This is a genomic window from Caballeronia cordobensis (genome assembly GCF_001544575.2).
GTDB classification, from domain to species: Bacteria; Pseudomonadota; Gammaproteobacteria; order Burkholderiales; family Burkholderiaceae; genus Caballeronia; species Caballeronia cordobensis.
Map to the genome: position 1 here is coordinate 1 of NZ_FCNY02000048.1, position 10,632 is coordinate 10,632.

Annotated in this window: 9 protein-coding genes; 6 read left to right on the top strand and 3 right to left on the bottom strand. The window is 61.9% G+C overall.

Translation table 11 applies throughout. From position 1 onward, the window contains the following. The 4 genes from AWB70_RS37755 to AWB70_RS37770 all read left to right on the top strand — a co-directional run. Positions 1-162: 2Fe-2S iron-sulfur cluster-binding protein (locus AWB70_RS37755; RefSeq protein WP_143281700.1), on the top strand; the 162-nt coding region annotated here is incomplete at its 5' end. Between the two features lie 84 nt (positions 163-246). Next, complete coding sequence (locus AWB70_RS37760; RefSeq protein WP_014192498.1) at positions 247-1,047, top strand: DUF1835 domain-containing protein; 801 nt, start codon at positions 247-249, stop codon at positions 1,045-1,047. A gap of 27 nt (positions 1,048-1,074) precedes the next feature. After that, a complete protein-coding gene (locus AWB70_RS37765) occupies positions 1,075-1,674 on the top strand; it encodes a TetR/AcrR family transcriptional regulator (RefSeq protein WP_014192499.1) in 600 nt (199 codons plus the stop codon). A 286-nt stretch (positions 1,675-1,960) separates the two neighbouring features. Beyond that, the gene (locus AWB70_RS37770; protein ID WP_175582487.1) at positions 1,961-2,557 is read left to right on the top strand and encodes a GNAT family N-acetyltransferase; all 597 of its coding nucleotides are present in this window, start codon (positions 1,961-1,963) and stop codon (positions 2,555-2,557) included. A gap of 53 nt (positions 2,558-2,610) precedes the next feature. Here AWB70_RS37770 and AWB70_RS37775 read toward each other — a convergent pair whose 3' ends face one another. Further along, positions 2,611-3,114, bottom strand: a complete 504-nt coding sequence (locus AWB70_RS37775) for an Lrp/AsnC family transcriptional regulator (protein WP_053567102.1) — start codon at positions 3,112-3,114, stop codon at positions 2,611-2,613. A 146-nt stretch (positions 3,115-3,260) separates the two neighbouring features. On the opposite strand from AWB70_RS37775, the gene hppD reads away from it, so the two are divergent. Beyond that, positions 3,261-4,364: a 4-hydroxyphenylpyruvate dioxygenase gene (hppD, locus tag AWB70_RS37780; RefSeq protein ID WP_014192502.1), complete on the top strand. Its 1,104-nt coding sequence runs from the start codon at positions 3,261-3,263 to the stop codon at positions 4,362-4,364. 91 nt (positions 4,365-4,455) lie between these two features. On the opposite strand, the gene AWB70_RS37785 is transcribed toward hppD, so the two are convergent. Beyond that, positions 4,456-4,665, bottom strand: a complete 210-nt coding sequence (locus tag AWB70_RS37785; protein WP_053567103.1) for a hypothetical protein — start codon at positions 4,663-4,665, stop codon at positions 4,456-4,458. A gap of 346 nt (positions 4,666-5,011) precedes the next feature. Between AWB70_RS37785 and AWB70_RS37790 the strand changes: the two genes are divergently transcribed. Next, positions 5,012-8,584 carry an indolepyruvate ferredoxin oxidoreductase family protein gene (locus AWB70_RS37790; RefSeq protein ID WP_053567104.1) on the top strand — a complete coding sequence of 1,191 codons (3,573 nt, stop codon included), beginning with the start codon at positions 5,012-5,014 and terminating at the stop codon, positions 8,582-8,584. A 179-nt stretch (positions 8,585-8,763) separates the two neighbouring features. On the opposite strand, the gene AWB70_RS37795 is transcribed toward AWB70_RS37790, so the two are convergent. Continuing rightward, on the bottom strand, positions 8,764-10,632 hold a 1,869-nt coding region (locus AWB70_RS37795), incomplete at its 5' end, for an NADP-dependent malic enzyme (RefSeq protein ID WP_060854258.1).

Here is a 10,632-nt window from a genome sequence, read left to right on the forward strand (position 1 = left end):
GGTGGCGTGTGCTGCACGTGCCGCGCGAAAGTGCTCGAAGGCGAAGTGAAGATGGAGAAGAACTACACGCTCGAACAGCATGAGATCGATGATGGCTTCGTGCTGACGTGTCAGTGCCATCCGGTGAGCGAGCGTGTGGTCGTGAGTTTCGACGAGCGCTAGATCACAGCCGGTCGTCATTCGATTCGCGTAAACTAGGACCGCCCGACCGAGCGGTCCTTTTGTCTTTCCGGCATCCCGACACCGATGAACATGATTCACGTCACGAATGGCGATTGCGCGGCCCAATCTCTCACGGAAGCGCTGCGACGCGCGGAACGCGACGAGCGCGTCATCGCGCTGCGCGACGATCTCGCCGTCGGCCCGATCAGGGATATCGACGAATCGCCGCTTGCACGCGCGGCGTTCTGGCGACAGGTGCTGAACAGCGCGATCGACTTCGAGGACGAACTCGAAGAACAGCAGGCGCTCTTTGGCCGTCTCGCGCGCGGCGATGGCCAGCTCGTCGTGTGGCACGGTCAGAGCGCGGCGGATCAACTGACCTTGCGGCGCGTTGCCTATCATCTGCGCAACGCGCCGCAGCGCCTGAACGAAGCGAAACTGACCCACGACGATCTCACGATCGCCAGCGACGAGAGCAGTCCGGAACGCGTCGGCCGCGCCGATCGCGCGACGGCCGTCGGCATGTTCTCGCCGAAGCAACTGCTCGCGAAACTGCCGACCGCGGCGCCGATCTCGGTGCTGCGTATCAGCCGTCTCGCGCTCGAATGGCAGGAAGCGAAGCACGCCAGCGCCGACACGCGCCGCCTGCGCGACAACATGCTCGTCTCCGGAACCTGGATCGATGTCGATGAAGCGCTGCTCGATCTCGCCGGCCCCGAATGGAAGCCTGCGCGCGAGATCGCGGGCGCCGCGATGGGTCAGCGCTTCGACTTCATGCTCTCCGATTCCATCGCTTTTTGGCGTTGCCGCGAACTCGTCACGGCAGGACGGCTTAAAATTCGCGGCACGCCGTCCGAGATCAGTCAGGCCGAGCTACGCCGCTGAATTTATAAGAACGCATACTACGAACACATGGCCCGTACCAAAGCGCCCGACCACGAGACGCAACGCGAACAGATTCTCGAACTCGCCGCCACGAAATTCGCGCAGACGAGCTATCCCAGCACCTCGATGGCCGATCTCGCCGCGGCGAGCGGCACGTCGAAAGCGCGGCTCTATCACTATTACGAGAGCAAGGAGGCGATCCTCTTCGATCTCCTCGACCGCTACACGAAGCGACTGATGCTGATCATCGCGGAAGTGGAAGGCGCAAGCCAGCGGCGCGGACTGGGCGAGCGCGAATCGTTCGCCGATCTCGTGCGCGCGTTTCTCGCGGAGTACGAGACCTCGCACAGCCGGCACGTCGCGCTGCTCAACGACGTGAAATATCTGGAGGAAGCGCAGCGCGCGATCATTCTCGACCGGCAGCGCGACATCGTGGCCGCGTTCGCGCGTCAGCTCGCCCGCGCTTATCCGAAGCGGGCGACGAAGGACAACCAGACCGCGCTCACGATGATGGTATTCGGCATGATCAACTGGACGTTCACGTGGCTCAAGCCGGGCGGCAAGCTCGGCTACGGCGAGTTTGCCGAGCAGGTCGTCGACATGATCGAAAACGGCCTCAGAGACTAATTTGATGCAGCACAACAAACCGGCCGGTCGGTGTTTCGTTGTGTTTTCGCAATTTTCTTAAGCTATTGATTTTTATAGATTCTAATCGTTTTCATTAGCTGTTTAGAACGTGCGATCTAGTGCTTTTTAGGGGTTTTCCCGTACTCGTTTCTCCGCAATCGGCTAAAATTCGTTTTGCTTTGCAGCATGCTGCATGACGAATGAAGGAGGAACAACCGTGGAACTGACCATCAACCGCACTGCCGAGCAGATCGTCGCGAGCGATCTGCCGCTCAAAGACGCGCGTATGCCGGTTCTCGTCCGTGAACTGTCGTCGGCAGATCGCGAACGTCTCCTCACGCACTTCCTCGCACTCGACGAAGACGACCGCCTTCTGCGTTTCGGGCAAGTCGTGCCAGATCACGTCATCGAGAACTACGTGCGCAATCTCAATTTCTCGAACGACAAGGTCTTCGGCGTGTTCGGGAGCGCGCTGGAACTGATCGGCGTCGGCCATCTGGCGTATCTTCCCGCAGAAGGCGACAAGCGCACCGCCGAATTCGGCGTCTCCGTGCTCGAAAGCGCGCGTGGCCGCGGCATCGGTTCGAAGCTGTTCGAGCGCGCCGCCATGCGCAGCCGCAACACGCACGTCTCCGTGCTGTACATGCACTGCCTGTCGCGCAATTCGACGATGATGCATATCGCGAAGAAGTCCGGCATGAAGATCGAATACGCGTACGGCGAAGCGGACGCTTATCTCTCGCTCACGCCTGCGGATCAAAGCAGCATCATGGCCGAGTTGCTCCAGGAGCAGGCCGCCGTGTTCGATTACGCGATCAAGCGCCAGGCGCACCGCGCGTCGCAGGTTTTCCAGGCGTTCATGCCGACGGCAGACGCCGCGTAATCCTCTTTGCGGTGAGCATCTAGAAGGGCGGCATCGACCGCCCTTTTCCATTTCTAGCGCAGCGGCAGAACCGTCGTTTCCTTGATGCGTTCGAGCGAAAAACTCGACCGCACGTCGATCACCGATGGATGATGCAGCAGCTCGTCCTGCACGAAACGCGAAAAATCATCCATGTCGCGCACCTGCACGCGCAGCAGAAAATCCATTTCGCCGGTCATCGCGTCGCAGGCGACGACCTCAGGCCACGAACGCACCGCCTCGCGAAACAGGTCGCCGTGCGTCTGCGCTTTCGGCGTGCCGGCCACGACCTGCGTGCCGCCGCGCTTCTCCAGACGCACGTTGATGTACGCAAGCAGGCCGAGTCCCAGCTTTTTCGCGTCGAGTAGCGCGACGTAACCGCGAATCACGCCCGTTTCCTCTAGACGCCGGATGCGCCGCAGACACGGACTCGGCGAGAGACTCACGCGATCCGCGATCTCCTGATTCGACAGTCGCCCATTCTCCTGAAGAATCGCAAGAATTCTTCGATCGATCACGTCCAGTTCCGGCTCGGCCATTTTCTTGCTCCACAGTGCGTAGTGTTGGCAGCTTCGTGCCGAATCTTAGGAACGCGCGATTTGTTTCGCAAGTTTTTGCTAGCGCCACCTGTCTAAACTATCTCCACGTCGCGCAATCAGCACCGCATTCATATCAGGAGACACGCATGACCGCATCGACTTGGGAAAATCCCGTCGGCACCGATGGTTTCGAGTTCATCGAATACACCGCGCCCGATCCCGTCGCGCTCGGCAAACTGTTCGAGCAAATGGGCTTCACGGCGATTGCGAAACATCGTCACAAGGACGTGACGCTGTATCGCCAGGGCGAGATCAACTTCATCATCAATGCGGAGCCAGATTCGTTCGCGCAGCGCTTCGCGCGTCTCCACGGACCGTCGATCTGCGCCATCGCGTTTCGCGTCGCCGATGCGGCCAAGGCCTACCAGCGCGCGCTCGAACTCGGCGCGTGGGGCTTCGACAACAAGACCGGCCCGATGGAGCTGAACATCCCGGCGATCAAAGGGATCGGCGATTCGCTGATTTACTTCGTCGACCGCTGGCGCGGCAAGAACGGCGCGGAGCCGGGCAGCATCGGCGACATCAGCATTTACGACGTCGACTTCGAGCCGATTCCGGGCGCGGAGCAGAATCCGGTCGGTCACGGCCTGACCTATATCGACCACCTGACGCACAACGTGCACCGGGGCCGCATGGTCGAATGGGCGGAGTTCTACGAGCGGCTCTTCAATTTCCGCGAAGTCCGCTATTTCGATATCGAAGGCAAGGTGACGGCGGTGAAGTCGAAAGCGATGACCTCGCCGTGCGGCAAGATCCGCATTCCGATCAACGAGGAAGGCTCGGAAAACGCGGGACAGATTCAGGAATATCTCGACGCGTATCACGGCGAGGGCATTCAGCACATCGCGCTCGGCTCGAACGACATCTACACCACGGTCGACGGCCTGCGCGGCGCCAAGATCGCGCTGCTCGACACCATCGATACGTATTACGAACTCGTGGATCGCCGCGTGCCGGGCCACGTCGAATCGGTCGCGGAACTGAAAAAGCGCAAAATTCTGATCGACGGCACCAAGGACGAAATCCTGCTGCAGATCTTCACGGAGAACCAGATCGGGCCGATCTTCTTCGAGATCATCCAGCGCAAGGGCAACCAGGGCTTCGGCGAAGGCAATTTCAAGGCGCTCTTCGAATCGATCGAACTGGATCAGATGCGCCGCGGCGTGCTGAAAGACACGACGGCGAACTGACGCCAACGGCGGCCATAAAAAAGGGACATGCAGTGCATGTCCCTTTTTCGTTTCCGGCAGCCGATGTGCGAAACACGGCCGCGATGACGGGTCAGCCCGCCGTCTCGTCGTCGCTGCTTTCCGATTCGCGGCGCTTCTGAGCGCCAGTCTGAACGGACTGAACGCGCACTTGCGCGACCTGTGCAACCGACGACGCCCCGAACGGCGTCGCATTATTCGCTTGTGCGCCGCCCACCGGCGCGTTGATGGCAAAAAAAGCCGCCGAAACCATCAGAAAACTCTGGATGTGGCGTTGTTTCATCGTTATCTCCTTCTAACTACGTGCGTACAGCCTGCTTTCGGGAGCCAAACGCGCAAAAAAGAACAGCGCGGGGTTTCCCGGAAGCGCCATTTTAGACAGACCTGAGCACGAGGGTTCCGCAAACCGGTCGAATTTACACGCTGTAACAAAACCCTCTCGATGACGGTCAAATCATCAAGGAATTAACGCAAAGCATCGGCAAGTGAGGAATTTTTAACGGGTATTTACCAGTGTCTGAAACAGGGTTGCACCGGCAAACTTAGAATCCCGGCCAAGCGTTCACAAGACGCGTCGGCCCGAGAAATGCTTTGGTGATCCCAAAATCCCGGGTGGAGGAGTACACATAATGAACGCCCCGCTAGACGCAGAACAAAGAGCTTCCCTAGAAGCCGCGCTGAAATCCGTCACGCTCGACGACAAATACACGCTCGAACGCGGCCGCGCCTATATGAGCGGCATCCAGGCGCTGGTGCGCCTGCCGATGCTCCAGCAAGAGCGCGACAAGGCCGCCGGGCTCAACACCGCCGGGTTCATCTCCGGCTATCGCGGTTCTCCCCTCGGTGGTCTCGACCAGTCGCTCTGGAAGGCGAAGAAGCATCTCGCCGGGCATCAGGTCGTATTCCAGCCGGGCGTGAACGAAGATCTCGCCGCCACAGCCGTGTGGGGCTCGCAACAAGTCAACCTGTACCCGAGCGCCAAATACGACGGCGTGTTCTCGATGTGGTACGGGAAAGGCCCGGGCGTCGACCGTTCGGGCGATGTCTTCAAGCACGGCAATTCCGCGGGATCGGCTGCGCACGGCGGCGTTCTGGTGCTCGCCGGCGACGACCACGCCGCGAAGTCATCGACGCTCGCGCATCAGTCCGAGCATCTGTTCAAGGCGTGCGGCCTGCCGGTGCTGTTCCCGTCGAACGTGCAGGAATACCTCGACTTCGGCCTGCACGGCTGGGCGATGAGCCGCTATTCCGGCCTCTGGGTCGCGATGAAGTGCGTGACCGATGTCGTCGAGTCGTCGGCCTCCGTGGATATCGATCCGCATCGCACGAAGATCGTGATTCCGACCGACTTCGCGATGCCCGAAGGCGGCCTGAACATTCGCTGGCCCGATCCGCCGCTCGTGCAGGAAGCGCGTCTGCTCGATTACAAGTGGTACGCCGCGCTCGCCTATGTGCGCGCGAACAAGCTGGATCGCGTGGAGATCGATTCGCCGCACGCGCGCTTCGGCATCATGACCGGCGGCAAGGCGTATCTCGACGTGCGTCAGGCGCTCACCGATCTCGGCCTCGACGACGCGACGTGCTCGCAAATCGGCATTCGTCTCTACAAGGTCGGCTGCGTGTGGCCGCTCGAAGCGCAGGGCGCGCAGGAATTCGCGCGCGGACTGGAAGAGATTCTGGTGGTCGAGGAAAAGCGCCAGATTCTCGAATACGCGATCAAGGAAGAGCTGTACAACTGGCCGGATACCGAGCGTCCGCGCGTTTTCGGAAAGTTCGACGAAAAGGACGGCAAAGGCGGCGAATGGTCCGTGCCGATGGGCAACTGGCTGCTTCCCGCGCATTACGAGCTGTCGCCGGCGATCATCGCGAAGGCGATCGCCACGCGTCTCGACAAGTTCGATTTGCCCGCCGACGTGCGCGCGCGCATCGGCGCGCGGCTCGCCGTCATCGACGCGAAAGAGAAAGCGCTCGCCCGGCCGCGCGTCGAGGTGGAGCGCAAACCGTGGTTCTGCTCGGGCTGTCCGCACAATACATCGACGAACGTGCCGGAAGGCTCGCGCGCGATGGCGGGCATCGGCTGTCACTACATGACGGTGTGGATGGACCGCAGCACGAGCACATTCAGCCAGATGGGCGGCGAAGGCGTCGCGTGGGTGGGCCAGTCGCCGTTCTCGAACGACAAGCACGTCTTCGCCAATCTCGGCGACGGCACGTACTTTCACTCCGGCCTGCTCGCGATCCGCGCGGCGATCGCGGCGAAGGTGAACATCACCTACAAGATTCTTTATAACGACGCGGTCGCGATGACCGGCGGCCAGCCCGTCGATGGCGTGCTGACCGTGCCGCAGATCACGCATCAACTGGCGGCCGAAGGCGCGGCGAAGATCGTCATCGTGACGGACCAGCCTGAAAAGTACGATGCGAATGTCGGGCTCGCGCCGGGCATCGAAGTGCACCATCGCGACGAACTCGACGACATTCAGCGCCAGTTGCGCGAAATTTCCGGCACGTCGATCCTGATCTACGACCAGACTTGCGCCACCGAAAAGCGCCGGCGCAGGAAGCGCGGCGCGTTCCCCGATCCGGCGAAGCGCGTCGTCATCAACGAGGCGGTGTGCGAAGGTTGCGGGGATTGCTCGGTGAAGTCGAATTGCCTGTCGGTCGAGCCGCTCGACACCGAGTACGGCACGAAGCGGCAGATCAACCAGTCGACGTGCAACAAGGACTACTCGTGCCTGAACGGCTTTTGCCCGAGCTTCGTCACCGTGGAAGGCGGGCAACTGAAGAAGCCGAAGGCGACGAGCGTCTCCGGCGACGCCATGCCCGCCGTGCCGATGCCGGAGCTTCCCGAAATCGGACGGCCGTATGGCGTGCTGGTGACGGGCGTCGGCGGGACGGGCGTGGTGACGATCGGCGCGCTGCTCGGCATGGCGGCGCATCTGGAGCAGAAAGGCGTCACGGTGCTCGATGTCACCGGCCTCGCGCAGAAAGGCGGCGCCGTGATGAGCCACGTGCAGATCGCGAACCGCCCCGCCGATATCCACGCGACGCGCATCGCGATGGGCGAGGCGGATCTCGTCATCGGCTGCGATGCGATCGTCACCGCGAGCAACGAATGCGGCTCGCGGATGCAGCCGGATCACACGCGCGTCGTCGTGAACAGCGCGCAGACGCCGACCGCCGAGTTCATCAAGAACCCGAACTGGAGCTTTCCGGGCGCGAGCGCCGAAGCCGACATTCGCACGGCAGCGGGCGAGCATGTCGCGCTCGTCGATGCGAACCGTTTTGCCGTCGCGCTGATGGGCGACGCGATCTACACGAATCCGTTCGTGCTGGGCTTCGCGTGGCAGAAGGGTTGGGTGCCGCTGCGGCATGAATCGCTGGTCCGCGCAATCGAGCTGAACAACGTGCAGGTCGAGAAGAATCTGGCGGCGTTCGAGTGGGGACGGCGCGCGGCGCACGATCTCTCCAGCGTGACGCGGCTTGCTCACGGCACGCAGGACGCGGCGGCCAGCAAGGTCATCGCGCTGCATACGCCGAAAGCGCTCGACGCCATGATCGACAAGCGGCTCGACTATCTCGCGCGGTATCAGAACGCAGCGTATGCGGCGCGTTATGCGCGGCTGGTTGCGTCGGTGCGCACTGCCGAGGCGGAACTCGGCGCTGGCGACTATGCGTTGACCGAGGCCGTCGCGAAGAACCTGCACAAGCTGATGGCCTACAAGGATGAATACGAGGTCGCGCGTTTGTACGCCGATCCGGCGTTCATCGAAAAGGTGCGCGCGAGCTTCGAAGGCGACTGGAAGATCAAGATGCATCTTGCGCCGCCTTCCTTGTCGAAGAAGGACGCGCATGGGCATCTCGTCAAGAAGCAATACGGGCCGTGGATGATGTCCGCGATGCGCGTGCTGGCGCGGTTCAAGTTCCTGCGCGGCACGGCGCTCGATCCGTTCGGGCGCACGGAAGAGCGGAAGATGGAGCGGGCGTTGATCGACGAGTACGAGGCGCTGGTGCGTGAGTTGATCGGCGGGCTGACGGCTCAGAAGCTGCCGCTCGCCATCGAGCTCGCGAGTCTGCCGGACTCGATGCGCGGGTACGGGCACATCAAGGAAAACAACGTGAAGGCGGCGAAGCTGAAGTGGGAAAAGCTGCTGGCGCGGTGGCGGAGCAATGAAGGCGGGGAGAAACGGGCGGTCGCCTGACACCGTTGCGCTCGATTGTCGAAAGGCGATTCGCGAAAGCGAATCGCCTTTTTTTCATGCCCGGCGCCAAGCTATCTCCCCCGCAACGCCGAATCGGACGACCCTTCGAGGCAAGCCGCGCCAAAATAAAAACGGCGATCCAGTCCCCCGGATCGCCGTTCTGCCTTCAGCAATGAACCTTACTTCGCCTTCGCCACACCCGCATTGGCGCTCGCCACCGCCGTCATATTGATGATCCGCCGCACGGTCGCCGCGGGCGTCAGAATATGCACCGGCCGCGCAGCGCCGAGCAGGAACGGCCCAACCGTCACGCCTTCGCCGCTCACCATCTTGAGCAGGTTGTACGTGATGTTCGCCGCTTCCACGTTCGGCATGATCAGCAGATTCGCCTCACCGTGCAGCGTCGTGCCGGGGAACGCCGCCTTTCGCACCGTTTCCGACAACGCTGCATCGCCGTGCATTTCACCGTCGATCTCGAGATGCGGCGCACGCTCCGCGATCAGCTTCCTCGCCTCGGCCATGCGCTTGCTGGATGCGCTCGGCACGCTGCCGAAGTTCGAATTCGACACGAGCGCGACCTTCGGCTGAATGCCGAAGCGCTCGATCTCGCGCGCCGCGAGAATCGTCATGTCGGCGAGTTGCTCGGGCGTCGGCGTCTCGTTGACGTACGTGTCGCTGATGAACAGATTGCGCCCTTGCAGCATCAGCAGATTCATCGCGGCGAAGTTCTTCGCATCGGCCGACTTGCCGAGCACCTGATCGACGAACTTCAGATGATCCTGATACGTGTCGATCAAGCCGCAGATCATGCCGTCGGCATCGCCGAGATGGACGAGAATCGCGCCGATCAGCGTATTGAACTTGCGCAGCGCGGCCTTCGCGCTTTCAGGCGTCACGCCCTCGCGCGCGGCGATTTCGTGATACGCCTGCCAGCTCTTCTGATAGCGCGGATCGTCTTCCGGGTTCACGACTTCGAAATCGACGCCCGGCTTCAGCTTCGAGCCCATCTTCTGCAGGCGCATTTCGACGACAGCCGGGCGCCCGATGATGATCGGCTTCGCGATCTTCTCCAGCAGCACGAACTGCGCAGCGCGCAGCACGCGCTCGTCTTCGCCTTCCGCGAACGCGATGCGCGCAGGCGCCGCCTTCGCCGCCGCGAACACCGGACGCATCACCATGCCCGTGCGGTACACCGTCGCGCCGAGCGTCTCGCGATACGCGTCCATGTCCTTGATCGGACGCGTCGCCACGCCCGAATCCATCGCGGCTTGCGCGACGGCCGGCGCGATCTTGATGATCAGACGCGGATCGAACGGCTTCGGAATCAGATATTCCGGACCGAATTCCAGCGAATGACCTTCGTAGGCCTTCGCGACTTCATCGCCCTGATCGGTTTCTTCGGCGAGCTCCGCGATTGCGCGCACGCACGCGAGCTTCATCTCTTCCGTGATGGTGGTCGCGCCGACATCCAGCGCACCGCGGAAGATGAACGGGAAGCACAGCACGTTGTTGACCTGGTTCGGATAGTCCGAACGGCCCGTCGCGATGATCGCATCCGGTCGCACGCGCTTCGCCTCTTCCGGGCGGATTTCCGGCTCCGGGTTAGCGAGCGCGAGAATCAGCGGCTTGTCGGCCATCGTCGTGACCATCTCGGCTTTCAGCACGCCCGCGCTCGAACAGCCGAGGAACACGTCGCAGCCGTGCATCGCATCGCCGAGCGTGCGCGCGTCGGTGCTCGCCTGATAGCGCTCCTTCGATGCATCCAGATTGCCGCGCCCTTCGTAGATCACGCCTTTCGAATCGACCACGAGCGTGTTCGACTTCTTCAGGCCGAGGTGAACCAGCAGATCCAGACACGCGATCGCCGCCGCGCCCGCGCCGGAGCACACGAGCTTGATTTCGTCCAGCTTCTTGCCGACGACTTTCAGCCCGTTGAGAATCGCCGCCGACGCAATGATTGCCGTGCCATGTTGATCGTCATGGAAAACGGGAATCTTCATGCGCTCGCGCAGCTTCTTCTCGATATAGAAGCATTCCGGCGCCTTGAT

Coding starts and splice junctions, on each gene's coding strand:
- AWB70_RS37760 (WP_014192498.1), top strand. CDS start 247: ATGAACATGATTCACGTCACGAATGGCGATTGCGCGGCCCAATCTCTC.
- AWB70_RS37785 (WP_053567103.1), bottom strand. CDS start 4,665: ATGAAACAACGCCACATCCAGAGTTTTCTGATGGTTTCGGCGGCTTTT.
- AWB70_RS37770 (WP_175582487.1), top strand. CDS start 1,961: ATGCCGGTTCTCGTCCGTGAACTGTCGTCGGCAGATCGCGAACGTCTC.
- AWB70_RS37790 (WP_053567104.1), top strand. CDS start 5,012: ATGAACGCCCCGCTAGACGCAGAACAAAGAGCTTCCCTAGAAGCCGCG.
- AWB70_RS37775 (WP_053567102.1), bottom strand. CDS start 3,114: ATGGCCGAGCCGGAACTGGACGTGATCGATCGAAGAATTCTTGCGATT.
- hppD (WP_014192502.1), top strand. CDS start 3,261: ATGACCGCATCGACTTGGGAAAATCCCGTCGGCACCGATGGTTTCGAG.
- AWB70_RS37765 (WP_014192499.1), top strand. CDS start 1,075: ATGGCCCGTACCAAAGCGCCCGACCACGAGACGCAACGCGAACAGATT.